Source organism: Pseudomonas sp. SIMBA_067, from assembly GCF_046534675.1.
GTDB classification, from domain to species: Bacteria; Pseudomonadota; Gammaproteobacteria; order Pseudomonadales; family Pseudomonadaceae; genus Aquipseudomonas; species Aquipseudomonas putida.
The window spans coordinates 105,950-123,210 of sequence record NZ_JAWRYH010000015.1 but is presented as its reverse complement, the minus strand read 5'-3'; the positions used below and the strand labels follow the sequence as shown (position 1 = coordinate 123,210).

Genomic DNA, 17,261 nt, shown 5'->3' with positions numbered 1-17,261 from the left:
CACTCCTTTGGAATACGGGCCGCTCACGGCGGCACGGAAAAACGGCAGGTACACGGGCACCTGCAGTGGAATCGGGTATCGCCGGCCAGGCCCGGGAATGGCCTTTGCCGGCGAAGGTGGCGCAGGCGGGTCAGCCCTTGGTCAGGGTGGCCACGGCGCGCTCGAAGCGGTCCAGGCCTTCGTCGATGTCGGCGTCTTCAACCACCAGGCTTGGCGCAAAACGCACCACGTCCGGGCCGGCCTGCAGCACCATCACGCCTTCTTTCTCGGCGGCGTTGAGCACGTCCTTGGCCTTGCCTTGCCAGGCCTCGGTCAGCACGCAGCCGAGCAGCAGGCCGACACCACGCACCTGGGAGAACAGGCTGTACTTCTGGCCAATCTGTTCCAGGCGGGTCTTGAAACGTGCGTGCTTGGCCTTGATGCCGGCCAGGGTTTCAGGGGTATTGACCACATCCAGCACCGCGCAGGCGACGGCGCAGCCCAGCGGGTTGCCGCCGTAAGTGGTGCCGTGGGTGCCGACGGCCAGGTGCTTGGCCAGTTCGGTGGTGGTCAGCATGGCGCCGATAGGGAAGCCACCGCCCAGGCTCTTGGCACTGGTCAGGATGTCGGGCGTCACGCCGTAGTGCTGGTAGGCATACAGCGAACCGGTACGGCCCACGCCGGTCTGCACTTCGTCGAAGATCAGCAGGGCGTTGTGCGCGTCGCACAGCTTGCGAGCGCCTTCCAGGTAAGCCAGGTCGGCCGGTACCACGCCGCTTTCGCCCTGGATCGGTTCAATCACCACGGCGCAGGTCTTGTCGGAAATCTGGGCTTTCAGTGCTTCCAGGTCGTTGTACGGCACGTGGCTGATGCCGGTGATCTTCGGGCCAAAACCGTCGGAGTACTTAGGCTGGCCACCGACGCTGACGGTGAACAGGGTACGGCCGTGGAAGCTGTTCACGGTGGCGATGATTTCGTGCTTTTCCGGGCCAAAGCGGTCATGGGCGACGCGACGGGCCAGCTTGAACGCGGCCTCGTTGGCCTCGGCGCCGGAGTTGCAGAAGAACGCCCGGTCGGCAAAGGTGGCGTCCACCAGCTTGTGGGCCAGGCGCAGGGCCGGCTCGTTGGTGAACACGTTGGATACGTGCCAGAGGGTGTTGGCCTGGTCGGTCAGGGCCTTGACCAGTGCCGGGTGGCAGTGGCCGAGGGCGTTTACCGCGATGCCACCGGCAAAATCGATCAGCTCGCGACCCGACTGGTCCCACACACGGGAACCCTCGCCTCGCACAGGAATGAAGGCCGCCGGAGAATAGTTGGGAACCATGACCTGGTCGAAATCGGCACGTTGCACCGGGGCTTGCTCAACGGACATCTGAGTCTCCTGAAGAGGAACGCTGGCCTGGAAGTGGGCGAGCGATGGGGGGATTGTAAGGACTGATCCGCGCCTGTCCTTGCGGCCAAGCGACAACTTGTTACAGCGCAAAACCCAGTTTTGACAAGGCTTTCGGCAATGCGACAAACACTGTCGCAATCGCGCAGTGTACGGGAGAGAGGATGCTGGGTGAACGGGTGTTCACATAGGTTTGTGGGAGACGGGGATGTTCGGCGATGTTGATGTGTTGCCTGTGAGATCGAGCGCCGCCCGCGCGGCGCTTCGCAGCACAAGGCTGCTCCTACATCTGTTTCGGGCCAATTATTCCTGTGGGTATTGCGCGCGAACGCCTTGGTGCATGGCTCGATATCGCGTCAGGCAAACAAGGCGGTCGCGTGCGTTGGTGCAGGCGTGACTGGCCGGAAACAGATGTAGGAGCAGCCTTGTGCTGCGAAGCGCCGCGCGGGCGGCGCTCGATTTCCGCCCCACCATCACCCCCAAGGCATACACCCCGGGCCCCACGCATCATGTCAGCCCTTTTCGGCAGGCGCCGAGCTCAGTTCGAATGGGCTGCTGCTACGCCGCTGATTCCGGTCTTCCCGCGGCGTGGCGCCAAAGAAGTTGCGATAGGCACTGGAAAAATGCGGCCCCGAGGAGAAGCCACAGGACAAGCCGATCTGGATGATCGACTTACTGGTCTGCATCAGCATCTGCCGCGCCTTGTTCAGCCGTAGCTCCAGGTAGTACTGGCTCGGCACGCGGTTCAGGTACTGCTTGAAGATGCGCTCCAGCTGCCGACGCGACACGCACACATGCTGGGCAATCTCGTCAGTGGTCAGCGGCTCTTCGATGTTGGCTTCCATCAACAGCACCGCCTGGGTCAGCTTGGGATGGCTAGAGCCCAGGCGGTTCTGCAGCGGAATGCGCTGACGCTCGCCCCCCTCGCGGATGCGCTCCACCACCAGCTCTTCCGACACTGCCCCCGCCAGTTCCGCCCCGTGATCACGGGCCAGCACTGCCAGCAACAGGTCGGCCACGGCGATGCCGCCACAGGCAGTCATGCGATCACGATCCCAGTCGAACAAGTGACTGGTGGCAATGACCTTGGGGAAGCGTTCGGCAAAATCGTCCTGCCAGCGCCAGTGCACCGCAGCCCGGTAACCGTCGAGCAGGCCCAGCATCGCCAGCGGATACACCCCGGCAGCCAGGCCACCGACCGTGCAGCCACTGCGCGCCAGCTGCTTGAGCGCAGTCGACAAGGCAGCCCCTACCGCCGCAGGCGGCTCGTCAGCGAGCAGGAACAGTTTGTGGCAACCCTCCAGGCGGCCGGTCCACGGCTCGCCCGGCAGGCGCCACTCCCCCTCTGGCGCGGGCTCCGCCTGCAGGAAGGCCAGTTCGTAGACCACATCCGGATGCACCCGCTGCGCCACCTGCAACACTTCCTCGGCCAGCGCCAGGGTCAAGGGCCTGGTGCTGGGCCAGATGAGAAAACCGATTCGCTGGGTGGTCATAGGGTGCGGTCCGAAACCTGAGGTCGTTCGAGTCTGTGCGCCGGGTCAGGCTGCGCTCGCAGCGCAGCATGCCCTATTCTGGTGCAAAAATGCAGCTTTTACTTCAGGCTGCCGGAGAGGAACTGCTTCAGGCGCTCCGACTGCGGGTTGGCCAATACTTCGCGTGGGCAGCCCGCCTCTTCCACCAAACCTTTGTGCAGGAACACCAGCTGATTGGAGACCTCGCGAGCAAAGCCCATTTCGTGGGTCACCACCACCATGGTCCGGCCTTCCTGAGCCAGCGCCTGCATGACCTTGAGCACATCACCCACCAGCTCCGGGTCGAGCGCCGAAGTCGGCTCGTCGAACAGCATAACCTCTGGCTCCACGGCCAGGGCCCGGGCAATTGCCACACGCTGTTGCTCGCCACCCGACATATGCCCGGGGAAGGCGTCCTTGCGGTGGGAGACACCCACCTTGGCCAGGTAGTGCTCGGCCTTTTCAAGGGCTTCTTTCTTGTTCATACCCAGCACGTGTACCGGCGCCTCGATCACATTCTCCAGCGCCGTCATGTGCGACCACAGGTTGAAGTGCTGGAACACCATCGACAGGCGCGAGCGCATGCGCTGCAGCTGGCGCGGGTCGGAGGCCTTCAGCGCGCCGTCCTTGCCGGCCACCAGCTTGAGCTCTTCGTTGTTGAGCAGGATTTTGCCGGCGTGCGGCTGCTCCAGCAGGTTGATGCAGCGCAGGAAGGTCGACTTGCCCGAACCACTGGAGCCGATGATGCTGATGACGTCGCCGGCCTTGGCCGCCAGGGAAACACCCTTGAGCACTTCATGGCTGCCGTAGCGCTTGTGCAGGTCTTGGACTTCGAGTTTGTACATGCTGTCGATTCTCACAAAGCGGTCAGTGCTTGCGCGGCGCCAGGTAGCCGAGCCAGCGGCGTTCGGCCATCTTGAACAGGCGCACCAGGATGAAGGTCAGGCACAGGTAGAACACGCCCGCCGTGATGTAGGCCTCGAAAGGCAGGTAGTACTGGGCATTGACCGTGCGTGCGGCACCGGTGATGTCGATCAGGGTGACGATCGACGCCAGGCTGGTGGTTTGCAGCATCATGATCACTTCGTTGCTGTACTGCGGCAGCGCCCGGCGCAGGGCCGACGGCAGCAGGATGCGCCGGTACATCTTCATGCGCGACATGCCCATGGCCTTGGCCGCCTCGATCTCGCCGTGGGGCGTGGCCTTGAGGCTGCCGGCGATGATTTCTGCGGTGTAGGCACTGGTGTTGACACCGAACGCCAGGCAGGCGCAGAACGTGGCGCTGGACAGCAGCGGCCAGGCGAAGCTTTCACGTACCGCCTCGAACTGCGCCAGGCCGTAGTAGATCAGGAACAGCTGCACCAGCATCGGCGTGCCGCGAATCACGTAGGTGTAGAGCCACGCCACGAGATTGACCACAGGCTGCTTCGACACGCGCATCAGGCCCAGCGGAATGGCCGCCAGCAGGCCGAAGAACAGCGAAATCGCCAGCAGCTTGAGGGTGGTCAGCAGGCCGCCGAAGTACAACGGCAATGCCTCCCAGACGACGTTGTAGTCGAAGATCATAGTTCAGCCACCTTGACGCCCACCGAGTAGCGGCGCTCGAGATACTTCAGGGCCAGCAGCGAGACGCTGGTCAGCACCAGGTACAGGGCCGCCACCGCCAGGAAGAAGGTGAAAGGCTCGCGGGTGGCATCGGCCGCCTGCTTGGCCTTGAACATCATGTCCTGCAGGCCGACGACTGAAATCAGCGCGGTGGCCTTGGTCAGCACCAGCCAGTTGTTGGTGAAACCCGGGATCGCCAGGCGAATCATTTGCGGCACCTGGATGCGGAAGAACACTTGGCGGTTGCTCATGCCATACGCCACGCCCGCTTCGGCCTGGCCCTTGGGAATACCGAGGAAGGCACCGCGGAAGGTTTCTGACAGGTACGCGCCAAAGATGAAGCCCAGCGTGCCGATACCCGCAGCCAGCGGGTTCAGGTCGATGTAGTCTTCGTAGCCGAGCAGCGGTGCCACCCGGTTGATGATGTCTTGCCCGCCGTAGAAAATCAGCAGGATCAGGACCAGGTCCGGAATACCACGGATAACGGTGGAATACAGATCGCCCAGCCAGGCCAGCCAGCGCACCGGCGACAAGCGCAGCGCCACACCGATCAGGCCGAGCACGATGGCCAGGGCCATCGACGACAAGGCGAGCTGCAGCGTCAGCCACGCCCCGTCGAGGATGACTGCCCCGTAGCCTTTCAACATGATGAGGTCCTCGACCTAGAGAATGAAAAATGGTGCAAACCTCAGAGCCTCTGCTGTTTGCACCATTGCACAGGTGAAACCCGACGTCTTAGTTCGAGTCTGGACCGTAGATGTCGAAGTTGAAGTACTTCTTCTCGATTTCTTTGTACTTGCCGTTGGCACGGATGGCGTCGATGGCCGCGTTGATGCGCTCGACGTTCGCTTTGTCACCCTTGCGCACGGCAATGCCGATACCGTCACCGAAGTACTTGGCGTCGGTGAAGGCCGGGCCTACGAAGGCAAAGCCCTTGCCGGCGTCGGTCTTGAGGAAGCCGTCTTCCAGCAGGGTGGCGTCAGCCACGGTGCCGTCGAGGCGGCCGGCTGCCACGTCCAGGTAGATTTCGTTCTGGGTGCCGTAAGGCACCACGGTGGCACCTTTGGCGCCTAGCACTTCCTTGGCGAAGCGGTCATGGATCGAGCCGCGCTGCACGCCGATCTTCTTGCCTTTGAGCTCATCCAGGCTTTCGCTGACAGCGGTGCCGTCCTTCATCACCAGGCGCGCCGGGGTCAGGTAGTAGCGCTTGGTGAAGTCGACCGACTTCTTGCGGTCGTCGGTGATCGACATGGACGACAGAATGGCGTCGATCTTGCGCACTTTCAGCGCCGGGATCAGGCCGTCGAACTCCTGCTCGACCCAGGTGCACTTTGCTTTCATCTCTTCACACAGGGCATTGCCGATGTCGTAGTCGAAACCGGCGATGCTGCCATCGGGCTGCTTGAAGGCGAAGGGTGGGTAGGCAGCTTCAATGCCGATTTTCAGGGGTTTTTCATCGGCCTGCGACACCAGGGAAAACACAGACAGCGCCAGGGCGCCAAGCAGTGCGAGCTTCTTCATCAGGTAACTCCATCGGTACGGGGCAATACAAGGCAGGTAACAACTGCCCGATATGCGAATGGGTACAACGCGAGCCGCGCAGGGTTCGACCAAGGTCGCAGACCACGAGCGAGTGAGTGGCATTTTAGCGACAGCCCGGTAGTCGATATTTCTTCAAAGCGACAACTACTTACAGAAGCGCTTGAAACCGCTGCGGGCGATGTTGACAGCCAGTGCAAAATATGCAAAAGCGCAAGAAATAGAACCTATAGACCTAGCAATTCCTGGGCCTATTATTGGCAAAGCCTTGTACTACGGCAAGTGTAGCGTGCCGTGTTGCACAAAATGGCTAAGGAAACGCACCGAAACGGGCCTGATTTGTTTCTTCGCGCCCCGAACTTGTGCAGGACCGGTGACAGAACAGTTACCGATGAATGTCGGGTAACAGTAAAGCAAAAACCCCGCCGGTTGCCCGGGCGGGGTTTTGTCTGGTCGTGGCGTGTGTAAGCAGCCCTGTGGGAGCGGGCATGCCCGCGAAGCAGAGGCGCGGAGGATGGCACCGGCTGCGCCGGTGTTCGCGGGCAAGCCCGCTCCCACACAGGGCGCGCGCCCCCACAGCGCAAGCGACGAGACTATCAGGCCGAAGCCAGGTTCATGGCCTTGTGGGTATCGATCAGGTGCTGCACCACACCCGGGTCAGCCAGTGTCGAGATATCGCCCAGCGCATCGTACTCACCGGTGGCAATCTTGCGCAGGATGCGGCGCATGATCTTGCCCGAACGGGTCTTCGGCAGGCCCGGCGCCCACTGGATCACGTCCGGCGAGGCAATCGGGCCGATTTCCTTGCGCACCCAGTTTTTCAGTTCCAGGCGCAACTGCTCACTGGCCTCGACACCGGAATTGAGGGTGACATACACATAGATGCCCTGGCCCTTGATGTCGTGCGGCACACCAACCACTGCAGCCTCGGCAACTTTCGAATGCGCGACCATGGCACTTTCGATTTCGGCAGTACCCATGCGGTGACCGGAGACATTGAGCACGTCATCCACGCGACCGGTGATCCAGTAGTAGCCATCTTCGTCGCGGCGCGCACCGTCGCCGGTGAAGTACATGCCACGGAAGGTCTTGAAGTAGGTGTCGACAAAGCGGTCGTGGTCGCCGTACAGCGAACGCGACTGGCCTGGCCAGGAGTCGAGGATCACCAGGTTGCCTTCGGCCGCACCCTCGATCAGGTTACCCAGGTTGTCCACCAGGGCGGGCACCACACCAAAGAACGGGCGGGTTGCCGAGCCCGGCTTGAGGCCGGTAGCGCCCGGCAGCGGGCTGATCAGGATGCCGCCGGTTTCGGTCTGCCACCAGGTGTCGACGATCGGGCAACGCTCCTTGCCAACGGTCTTGTAGTACCAGTTCCAGGCTTCAGGGTTGATCGGTTCGCCCACCGAGCCAAGCAGACGCAGGCTGGAACCATCAGCCCCCTCAACGGCGGCCTGCCCTTCGGCCATCATGGCGCGGATGGCGGTTGGCGCGGTGTAGAGGATGTTGACCTTGTGCTTGTCGACGATCTTCGAGACGCGGGTAATGTCCGGGTAGTTCGGCACGCCCTCGAACAGCAAGGTGGTGGCGCCGTTGGCCAGCGGGCCGTAGACGATGTAGCTGTGGCCAGTGACCCAACCGACGTCGGCGGTGCACCAGTAGACCTCGCCCGGGCGATAGTCGAACACGCGCTCATGGGTCAGCGCGGCATACACCAGGTAACCGCCGGTGGTGTGCAGCACACCCTTCGGCTTGCCCGTGGAGCCAGAGGTATAAAGGATGAACAGCGCTTCTTCAGCACCCATTTCCTTTGGCGCGCAGTGGCTGGAGGCCACTTTCATCAGGTCTTCGTACCAGATGTCGCGATGCTGGTGCCAGGCGATATCACCACCGGTGCGCTTGCACACGATGATCTTCTGCACGCTTTTGGTTTCAGGGTTGGTCAGCGCCAGGTCGACGTTGGCCTTGAGCGGGGTACGACGGCCGCCACGCACGCCTTCGTCGGCGGTGATCACCACCTTGGACTCGCAATCGATGATGCGGCCGGCCAGCGCTTCAGGGGAGAAGCCACCGAACACCACCGAGTGGATCGCACCAATACGGGCACAGGCCAGCATGGCCACCACGGCCTCGGGGATCATCGGCATGTAGATGGTGACCACGTCACCACGGTGCACGTCCTGGCCACGCAAGGCGTTGGCGAACTTGCAGACCTGCTCGTGCAGTTCACGGTAAGTGATGTTTCGGTGCTCGGAAGGGTCGTCGCCTTCCCAGATGATGGCCAGCTGATCACCGCGCTCTTCGAGGTGGCGGTCCAGGCAGTTGGAGGAAACGTTCAGAGTGCCGTCGGCGAACCATTTGATATCGACGTGGTGGTCGTCAAAGGAGGTTTGCTTGACCTTGGTGAACGGTTTGATCCAGTCGATACGCTGGGCCTGCTCGCGCCAGAAGCCGTCCGGGTTGATCACCGATTTCTGGTACATGGCCTTGTAGGTGGCCTCGTCGGTCAGGGTAGTGGCCGCAACCTCGGGACGAACGGGATACAGTGGAGCCGCACTCATCTGTGTTACCTCGGTGTAATAGTTGTTTTTGTATGGAACCGTTTGTAACTGTACCAGAGCGACAAAAGCCATTCGACGTTGGTAGTAATTTGGTACGCCCGTTCCGGCAAAGCCCTCTAGCTCGGGCATTACAGCCCATGCAGCAAAAAAATACGGGGGTTAACACGGGATTGTTACAGATTCTGTCAAAACACTTTATCAAAAGACCCACTGTTTCGGCCTTGGCCAGCGCCATAAAATTCACCTCGCCAGCAACGGCAAGGCGATTAACAACTGGTAACAGCCCCCACGAAGGCAAGCGTTAATCTCCATCTAATCCCGATAGTTAAAACTAGCAATACTCGCGGCGCCATAAGCGCCGCGCACCCCCTCACGACCTTAGACAGGTAAATAGAAAATGAAAGCTTTACTGGTATTGGTACTTGGCAGTCTTTGCGGCGCGGCGATGGCCGGCGAAGCCAAAGATGCCGAGCAGATTCCGGTTGAACAGTACAGTTACTCGCAGCACCTGGACATTGCCCGCGTCATTTCCATGAGCGAAGTGCCCAATGTGTGCGAAGTCGTGCCAGCCCGCATGACCTACGAGGACTCCCAGGGCCAGAAGCACATTCTCGAATACCGCGTGATGGGGAACGGCTGCTCCAACGGCTGACACCTTGTGAATTGGGGGCCCTGCGGGCCCCTTCGCGGCACAAGGCCGCTCCTACAGGTATTGCGCAATCCTCAAACCCGCGCCGTACCTGTAGGAGCGGCCTTGCGCCGCGAAAGGACTGCGAAGCAGTCCCAAGTTCTTTGCCTGACAACTAATCCGCAGACTTGTTAAGCGAGTAATCCCTCAACTTGTTGGCAATTGTCGTGTGCGAAACACCCAATCTTTTGCCCAAAGCCCGACTACTCGAAAACTCGCCCATCAAACTTTCCAGTACCGCCTTTTCAAAGCGCCCGACAATCTGCGAAAGATCCCCTTCCAGCGAAAACTCACCCAACGGTTGCCGCGCGCCATAATCCGGCAAGCGAATATGCTCGCTTTTAACCACGCCGCCTTCACATAAAGAAACCGCCTGGAACAATACGTTTTCCAACTGCCTTACATTACCTGGCCAATGGTATTGCCCAAGTTTTTCCATTGCGGCCGGCACCAGCCGGGGCATGGCGCAGCCAATCTGCCGGCTGGCCTGATCGAGAAAGTGCTGTACCAGCCCTTCCAGCCCATCCATGCACTCACGCAAAGGCGGAATGTGCAGCGACAATACGTTGAGGCGGTGATACAGGTCCTGACGAAACTCGCCACGGGCACACAGCTCGGACAAATCCACCTGGGTCGCGCAAATCACCCGCACATCCAAGTAGACCTCTTCATCGCTGCCTACCCGGCGGAAGCAGCCGTCCTGCAGAAAGCGCAGCAGCTTCACTTGCAGGCGCGGGCTCATCTCCCCTACCCCATCAAGAAACAGCGTGCCGCCGGCGGTCAGCTCCAGCAACCCCAGCTTGCCCTCCGCCCGCGCCCCTTCGAATGCCCCGGGGCCGTAGCCAAACAGCTCGGTCTCGGCCATCGACTCCGGCAACCCGGCGCAATTGAGCGCCATCAGGGGCGACTGGCCGCGCGGGCTGGCCAAGTGGCAGGCGCGCGCCAGCAGTTCCTTGCCGGTACCGGTCTCGCCTTCAATCAGCAAGGGGGCATCCAGCGGTGCCATGCGCCGCGCCTCACGCACCACTGCGGCCATCACCCGCGAGCTCTGGAAGATGCTGTCGAAACCGCGCAGTTCCTGCTTGCGCACGTTATAGATACGCTCGCCGATGCGGTCAGCCCGGTGCAGGGTAAGGACCGCGCCCGCCAACGCCTCACTGTCATCGTGCTCGGACTGCAACGGGGCGATATCGGCCAGGAACACATCGCCTTTGACCTTGATGCGCATGCCGTTGATGCGCGACTTGTTGGCCCGCACCAGCTCCGGCAGGTCGAAATCTTCCACGTAGCGCGCCAGCGGCATGCCGGGCACCTCGTCCACCCGCACCCCCAACAGCTGCGCCGCGGTACGGTTGGCGGCGACGATGCTGCCGCCCATGTCGATCGACAGCACCGGGAAATCCAGCGCGCCCAGCAGTGCATTCAACTCCATGTGCCGGCGCTCGCTGGGCATCAGCCCCACGCGCTTGACGCCGAATACTCCGGCAATCGCCTCGAACTTGGGCCGCAATGCCTGGAACTGCAGGTTGATCAGGTTCGGGCAATGCAGGTAGATGGCGTTGCCGTGGTCGCCGCCCACCTCGCCGCGCAGCACGTTGATGCCGTACTCCACCAGCAGGTTGAGGATGTCGCGCAGGATGCCAATACGGTTCTGGCAATGCACTTTGATACGCATGAGGGCTCTCGAAGCGCCAATGTTTTTCAACACCGCGCAGAAAATTCGTAAAGATAAGCTGACAAAAACCGCGCAACCATCAGCCAGATGCCTCGGATTTTCCGACACCTGCTCGATTTTGTAAAATTATCGTTACGAAAGTAGGGGTGGCGAGCAACTACAAGCCCTGCCATCCATCGTGCAAACCGACCCGGGTGGGGATATTACTTAGGCATGTCCTGCACATAACAAGAAAAGCCCTCACCAGGAGAGCCTCATGAAACAGACGCAATACGTGGCACGCGAGCCCGATGCGCATGGTTTTATCGATTACCCGCAGCAAGAGCATGCGGTATGGAACACCCTGATCACTCGCCAGCTGAAAGTGATCGAAGGCCGCGCGTGCCAGGAATACCTGGACGGCATCGACCAGCTCAAGCTGCCCCATGACCGTATTCCGCAGCTGGGCGAGGTCAACAAGGTGCTGGGCGCCACCACCGGTTGGCAAGTGGCCCGGGTACCGGCACTGATCCCCTTCCAGACTTTCTTCGAATTGCTGGCCAGCAAGCGCTTCCCGGTCGCCACCTTCATCCGCACCCCGGAAGAGCTGGACTACCTGCAAGAGCCCGATATCTTCCACGAGATCTTCGGCCACTGCCCGCTGCTGACCAATCCGTGGTTCGCCGAGTTCACCCACACCTATGGCAAGCTCGGCCTGGCTGCGACCAAGGAACAACGCGTGTACCTGGCGCGCCTGTACTGGATGACCATCGAGTTTGGCCTGATGGAAACCGCGCAAGGCCGCAAAATCTATGGTGGCGGCATTCTCTCGTCGCCCAAGGAGACCGTCTACAGTCTGTCTGGCGAGCCCGAGCACCAGGCTTTCGACCCGATCGAGGCCATGCGCACGCCGTATCGCATCGACATCCTGCAGCCGCTGTATTTCGTGCTGCCGAACATGAAGCGCCTGTTCGACCTGGCCCACGAAGACATCATGGGCATGGTCCATAAAGCCATGCAGCTGGGCCTGCACGCGCCGAAGTTTCCACCCAAGGTCGCCGCCTGAACGACCCTGCCGATAACAACTCGAACTGGAAAGACACCCCATGAATGCCTTGAACCAAGCCCATTGCGAAGCCTGCCGCGCCGACGCACCGAAAGTCTCCGACGAAGAGCTGGCCGAGCTGATTCGCGAAATCCCGGACTGGAACATCGAAGTACGTGACGGCCACATGGAGCTTGAGCGCGTGTTCCTGTTCAAGAACTTCAAGCACGCCTTGGCGTTCACCAACGCCGTGGGCGAAATCGCCGAAGCCGAAGGCCACCACCCAGGGTTGCTGACCGAGTGGGGCAAGGTTACCGTCACTTGGTGGAGCCACTCGATCAAAGGCCTGCACCGCAACGACTTCATCATGTGCGCGCGCACTGACAAGGTGGCTGAAACGGCTGAAGGCCGTAAGTGACCACTAAAAAATGGGGCCCAGGCGGCCCCATTTTTTATGGGAAAAATGTGCGCTGTTCGCCCGCAAAACCGACAAGCGACCGGTAAAAAATCCAAACTGTCATCCAGACTTGTGTATCCTGCCCCAGCTTTGCGAAGCTTCAACCGCGCCTGGCGCAGACTTTTCACTCACACTTGCGAGGAACGACGAGATGCACGAAATCCCGAATCTTCCCTTCCCAAGCCTGAACCCAGAAGAGCCATCCGTGACCGTTCACGCTGAACCGGCAGCAGCCGTCGAGCAGGATGGTGACGATCAATCCAGCGCTGACCAGGAATAACTGCGCATCCCCGACTGTGTGAAAACGGCTGACCTGCGGGCTACCCCCGTCATCACGTTTTCACACCGTCCTGAACACACGTAGGTCCCCATGCCCGACTCACCGCGCCCCCTTGCGGTCACCCTGCAAGTCGTCTCCATCGTCCTCTTCACCTTCATCGGCTACCTGAACATCGGCATCCCACTGGCCGTGCTGCCCGGCTATGTGCATAACGACCTGGGTTTCAGCGCCGTGGTCGCTGGCCTGGTGATCAGCGTGCAGTACCTGGCCACCCTGCTCAGCCGCCCCACCGCCAGCCGCATCATCGACAACCATGGCAGCAAGAAAGCCGTCATGTATGGCTTGGTCGGCTGCGGGCTTAGCGGGGTATTCATGCTGGCCTGCGCCTTCCTCACCCACCTGCCATGGCTGAGCCTGACCTGCCTGCTGGTAGGCCGCCTGGTGCTGGGCAGCGCCGAAAGCCTGGTGGGCTCGGGCGCGATTGGCTGGGGCATCGGCAGGGTGGGCGCCGAAAACACCGCCAAGGTCATCTCCTGGAACGGCATCGCCAGCTATGGCGCACTGGCCATCGGCGCGCCACTGGGTGTGCTGATGGTCAAGGGCCTGGGGCTGTGGAGCATGGGCGTCAGCATCATCCTGCTGTGCACCCTCGGCCTGCTGCTGGCCTGGCCCAAGCAGGCCGCGCCTATTGTAAGCGGTGTACGCCTGCCGTTCCTGCGGGTACTGGGCAAGGTGTTCCCGCACGGCTCGGGACTGGCCCTGGGCTCGATCGGCTTTGGCACCATCGCCACCTTCATCACCCTGTACTACGCCAGCCGTGGCTGGGCTGATGCGGCGTTGACCCTGAGCCTGTTCGGCGCCAGCTTCATCAGCGCGCGGCTGCTGTTCGGCAACCTGATCAACCGGATTGGCGGGTTCAGGGTGGCGATTGCCTGCCTGTCGGTGGAAACACTCGGGCTGCTGATGCTGTGGCTGGCTCCCAGTGCCGAACTGGCATTGGCGGGTGCAGCACTGAGCGGGTTTGGTTTCTCGCTGGTGTTCCCGGCATTGGGCGTGGAGGCGGTGAACCAGGTGTCGGCGGCCAACCGCGGCGCGGCGGTGGGGGCGTATTCGCTGTTCATCGATTTGTCGCTGGGGGTGACCGGGCCACTGGTGGGCGCGGTGGCGGCGGGGTTCGGGTTTGCTTCGATGTTTCTGTTTGCGGCGGCTGCCGCGGCTTGCGGGCTGGTGTTGAGCCTGTATCTGTACCGACAGGCGCGGAGTAGCCGCAGCCACTAACAAGCGGGGGCGCTTTGCGCCCCATTCGCGGCACAAGGCCGCTCCTACAGGGGGCACGCTATCACTTGTAGGAGCGGCCTTGTGCCGCGAATGGGCTGCAAAGCAGCCCCCGAGGCCCTGAAGATTAACGCTGAGCGTACTGCAACACCACTTCCAGCGGGTGGCGCATCTTGCGCTCGGTCATGCGCTTGACCTGGCTACGGCACGAGTAGCCCGTCGCCAACGGCTCCCCTTCCTTGTCCAGCTTGGTCGCCCAGCTCTGCTCGAAGATGGTCCGCGATGTCTCCTGGTTACGCGCCTCGTGCCCGTAGGTACCGGACATGCCGCAGCACCCCGTCGCCTCGGTCACCAGCTTCAGGCCCAAACGCTCAAACACCTGCTCCCACTGCCGGGTGCTGGCTGGCACGTTGGTCTTCTCGGTGCAATGCGCCATCAGGCGGAAGTTGCCCGGCGCGGTCGGCGCCTGCTCGGGCAGCACATCCATCAGCCACTCCTGCGGCAACAGCACCTTCGGGCAACCTTCCAGCCCCGGCACTTTCTGGTATTCCTGGCGATACACCAGGGTCATCGCCGGGTCCAGGCCCACCAGCGGCACGCCGCAGTCGGCCAGGGCCTTGAGCTGGATGGCGTTGCGGATCGCCGCCTTGGCGAATGCACCGAGGAAGCCCTGCACATGCAGCGGCTTGCCGTTGGCGCTGTACGGCGCCAGGAACACCCGATGACCCAGGCGGTGGGCCAGGTCGATAAAGGCTGACAGCAGCGGCGTTTCGAAGTAGCGGGTAAAGGCGTCCTGCACCAGCACGATGCTGCGTTCGCGCTGGGCCGGGGTCAGTTCACGCAGGGCCGGCACACTGGCCACGCCAACGCGGCAGCGGGTCAGGGTGGCCTGGAAGTTGAAACGGCTGATCAGCGGGCTGTCGACCATGCCGATCTTGTCGGCCAGCAGCCTGGTCACCCACTTCGAGCCCATCACCGCGTTGTAAAGCCCTGGCGCGTGGGCCAGGTACGGAATGCTGAATTCCAGCGAGCCAATCAGGTAGTCACGCAGCGGGCGCTGGTAGCGGCCGTGGTACAACTCAAGGAAGCGTGAACGGAAGTCCGGCACGTTGACCTTGATCGGGCACTGCCCGGCGCACGACTTGCACGCCAGGCATCCGGCCATGGCGTCATACACTTCATGGGAGAAATCTTCCTGCCCCTGGCTGCGTGCGCGGTTGTTGCGCAGGCGCGCTGGCAGGCCCTTGAGCCACGACACCTTGTTGCGCGCCGCGGCCAGCACGTCGATGTTTGCCTCGCCCTGCAGGCGCAGCCATTCGCGCATCAGCGAAGCACGGCCCTTTGGCGAATGCTGGCGTTCGCGGGTGGCCTTCCACGACGGGCACATGGCGTCGTTGGGGTCGTAGTTGTAGCAGGCGCCGTTGCCGTTACAGTGCACGGCACTGGGGAAGTCCTGCCACACGCGCTCGTCGATGGTACGGTCGAGGTCGCCGCGCAGGGTCACGCCATCGACCGGGGTCAGGCCTTCGGCGCTGCCTGGCGGGGTGCAGATCTTGCCCGGGTTGAGCTGGTTGTGCGGGTCAAAGGCACCCTTCAGGCGCTGCAGCGCCGGGTACAGCTCGCCGAAGTACTCCGGCACGTATTCGGAGCGCAGGCCTTTGCCGTGCTCGCCCCACAGCAAACCGCCGTAGCTTTTGGTCAGTGCCGCCACCGCATCGGAAATCGGCTTCACCAGCGCAGCCTGGGCCGGGTCTTTCATGTCCAGTGCCGGGCGTACGTGCAGCACGCCGGCATCGACGTGGCCAAACATGCCGTAGGTCAGGCCGTAGCCATCGAGCAGCGCGCGGAAGTCGGCGATGTAGTCGGCCAACTGCTCCGGCGGTACCGCGGTGTCTTCGACAAACGGCTGCGGGCGCACCTCGCCCTCGACGTTACCCAGCAAGCCCACCGAGCGCTTGCGCATGACGTAGACGCGAGTGACCGCCTCGGCGCCTTCTGCCAGGGTATGCCCCAGGCGCTCGACGCTGGTGTCCGCCTGCAAGTGTTCGACAAAAGCCTGCACCCGGGCGTTGACCTCGGCCGGCTCGTCGCCACAGAACTCCACCAGGTTGATGCCCAGGGTGGGGCGCTCGGGGTCGGCCGGGAAGTATTCGGCAACGCTGTGCCAGACGATGTCTTTCATCGCCAGCATCAACACCCTGGAGTCGACGGTCTCGATCGACAGCGGCTTGTGTGCCATCAGCGCGTTGGCGTCGCGCAGGGCATCCATGAAGCTGGTATAGCGCACGTTGACCAGCACCGCGTACTTGGGGATCGGCAGCACGTTGAGCTTGGCTTCGACCACGTAACCCAGCGAGCCTTCGGCGCCACACAGCACGCTGTTGAGGTTGAAGCGGCCCTGCTCGTCGCGCAGGTGCGCCAGGTCGTAGCCGGTCAGGCAACGGTTGAGTTTGGGGAAGGTGGTTTCGATCAGTTCAGCCTGTGTTTCCTGAATCTCGCGGGCCATGCGGTACACCTCGCCGACCCGGCCGGGCGCGGCGCAGGCCTGCTCCAGTGCGGCATCGTCGATCGGCAGGCTGTGCAGGCGCTCGCCACCGAGCAGCACGCTGTGCAGCTCCAGTACGTGGTCGCGGGTCTTGCCATAGGTGCAGCTGCCTTGGCCGCTGGCGTCGGTGTTGATCATGCCGCCGACCGTGGCGCGGTTGGAGGTGGACAGTTCGGGGGCGAAGAACAGGCCGTGCGGCTTGAGCGCGGCATTGAGCTGGTCCTTGACCGTACCGGCCTGCACCCGCACCCAGCGCTCCTCGACGTTGATTTCGAGGATCTTGTTCATGTGCCGCGACAGGTCGACGACGATGCCGTCAGTCAGCGACTGGCCGTTGGTGCCGGTGCCACCGCCGCGCGGGGTCAGCTTGACCTCCTGGAAGCGCGGGTCACCCATCAGCGTGGCAACCCGCGCCACGTCGTCGGCGTCCAGCGGGAACACCGCCGCCTGGGGCAAGCGCTGGTAGATCGAGTTATCGGTGGCCAGCACGGTACGGGTGCCGTAGTCGGCACTGATCTGGCCACGGAAGCCGCTGCTGCGCAGGGCTTCGAGGAATTCGGGGTAGTTGGCGCTCGGTGCAACGGTCGGCAGCTGGGCGATCATCGAAGGATGGCCTCTTGATATTGGCTAATTCACGGGATTCCTGTCGCTCCGGCATAGGTGTTGCCATGCCGGGGTGACGTATAGGCCAATGTTCCTGTAGTTTCGCCTCAGGGGCAAACGGATAATCCTGCC

Annotated in this window: 14 protein-coding genes; 5 read left to right on the top strand and 9 right to left on the bottom strand. The window is 62.2% G+C overall.

Annotated features, from left to right (window positions below; translation table 11 throughout):
• Window positions 1-130: 130 nt before the first annotated feature.
• The 7 genes from SB765_RS25465 to acs form a co-directional block, all read right to left on the bottom strand.
• Window positions 131-1,351 (bottom strand): aspartate aminotransferase family protein, encoded by a 1,221-nt coding sequence (locus tag SB765_RS25465; RefSeq protein WP_019473143.1) that lies wholly within the window; start codon window positions 1,349-1,351, stop codon window positions 131-133.
• Window positions 1,352-1,881: 530 nt separating this feature from the next.
• Window positions 1,882-2,862 (bottom strand): transcriptional regulator ArgR, encoded by a 981-nt coding sequence (gene argR, locus SB765_RS25460; protein ID WP_016498490.1) that lies wholly within the window; start codon window positions 2,860-2,862, stop codon window positions 1,882-1,884.
• 98 nt (window positions 2,863-2,960) lie between these two features.
• Window positions 2,961-3,725 (bottom strand): ABC transporter ATP-binding protein, encoded by a 765-nt coding sequence (locus tag SB765_RS25455; RefSeq protein WP_043197038.1) that lies wholly within the window; start codon window positions 3,723-3,725, stop codon window positions 2,961-2,963.
• A 22-nt stretch (window positions 3,726-3,747) separates the two neighbouring features.
• Window positions 3,748-4,446, bottom strand: coding sequence for an ABC transporter permease (locus SB765_RS25450; protein ID WP_016498488.1), 699 nt, complete (start codon window positions 4,444-4,446; stop codon window positions 3,748-3,750).
• Window positions 4,443-5,132: an ABC transporter permease gene (locus SB765_RS25445; protein WP_016498487.1), complete on the bottom strand. Its 690-nt coding sequence runs from the start codon at window positions 5,130-5,132 to the stop codon at window positions 4,443-4,445. Before SB765_RS25445 ends, SB765_RS25450 begins: the two co-directional genes overlap by 4 nt.
• Window positions 5,133-5,220: 88 nt before the next feature.
• A complete protein-coding gene (locus SB765_RS25440) occupies window positions 5,221-6,006 on the bottom strand; it encodes an ABC transporter substrate-binding protein (protein WP_341796462.1) in 786 nt (261 codons plus the stop codon).
• Between the two features lie 614 nt (window positions 6,007-6,620).
• Window positions 6,621-8,582, bottom strand: a complete 1,962-nt coding sequence (gene acs, locus SB765_RS25435) for an acetate--CoA ligase (RefSeq protein ID WP_341796463.1) — start codon at window positions 8,580-8,582, stop codon at window positions 6,621-6,623.
• A gap of 397 nt (window positions 8,583-8,979) precedes the next feature.
• Between acs and SB765_RS25430 the strand changes: the two genes are divergently transcribed.
• On the top strand, window positions 8,980-9,234 hold the full coding sequence (locus SB765_RS25430; RefSeq protein WP_003254526.1) for a DUF2790 domain-containing protein: 255 nt from the start codon (window positions 8,980-8,982) through the stop codon (window positions 9,232-9,234).
• Window positions 9,235-9,385: 151 nt separating this feature from the next.
• Here the strand turns inward: SB765_RS25430 and SB765_RS25425 are convergent, their stop codons facing one another.
• On the bottom strand, window positions 9,386-10,945 hold the full coding sequence (locus SB765_RS25425; RefSeq protein ID WP_341796465.1) for a sigma-54-dependent transcriptional regulator: 1,560 nt from the start codon (window positions 10,943-10,945) through the stop codon (window positions 9,386-9,388).
• Window positions 10,946-11,201: 256 nt separating this feature from the next.
• On the opposite strand from SB765_RS25425, the gene phhA reads away from it, so the two are divergent.
• From phhA to SB765_RS25405, 4 genes are all read left to right on the top strand, one after another.
• Window positions 11,202-11,990 carry a phenylalanine 4-monooxygenase gene (gene phhA, locus SB765_RS25420; protein ID WP_410932117.1) on the top strand — a complete coding sequence of 263 codons (789 nt, stop codon included), beginning with the start codon at window positions 11,202-11,204 and terminating at the stop codon, window positions 11,988-11,990.
• A gap of 40 nt (window positions 11,991-12,030) precedes the next feature.
• Window positions 12,031-12,387: a 4a-hydroxytetrahydrobiopterin dehydratase gene (locus SB765_RS25415; protein ID WP_019472967.1), complete on the top strand. Its 357-nt coding sequence runs from the start codon at window positions 12,031-12,033 to the stop codon at window positions 12,385-12,387.
• Window positions 12,388-12,577: 190 nt separating this feature from the next.
• Window positions 12,578-12,706, top strand: coding sequence for a hypothetical protein (locus tag SB765_RS25410; RefSeq protein WP_016488505.1), 129 nt, complete (start codon window positions 12,578-12,580; stop codon window positions 12,704-12,706).
• A gap of 90 nt (window positions 12,707-12,796) precedes the next feature.
• Complete coding sequence (locus SB765_RS25405) at window positions 12,797-13,984, top strand: MFS transporter (RefSeq protein WP_410912510.1); 1,188 nt, start codon at window positions 12,797-12,799, stop codon at window positions 13,982-13,984.
• Between the two features lie 124 nt (window positions 13,985-14,108).
• On the opposite strand, the gene SB765_RS25400 is transcribed toward SB765_RS25405, so the two are convergent.
• Window positions 14,109-17,129 (bottom strand): FAD-binding and (Fe-S)-binding domain-containing protein, encoded by a 3,021-nt coding sequence (locus SB765_RS25400; protein WP_410932116.1) that lies wholly within the window; start codon window positions 17,127-17,129, stop codon window positions 14,109-14,111.
• Window positions 17,130-17,261 lie beyond the last annotated feature (132 nt).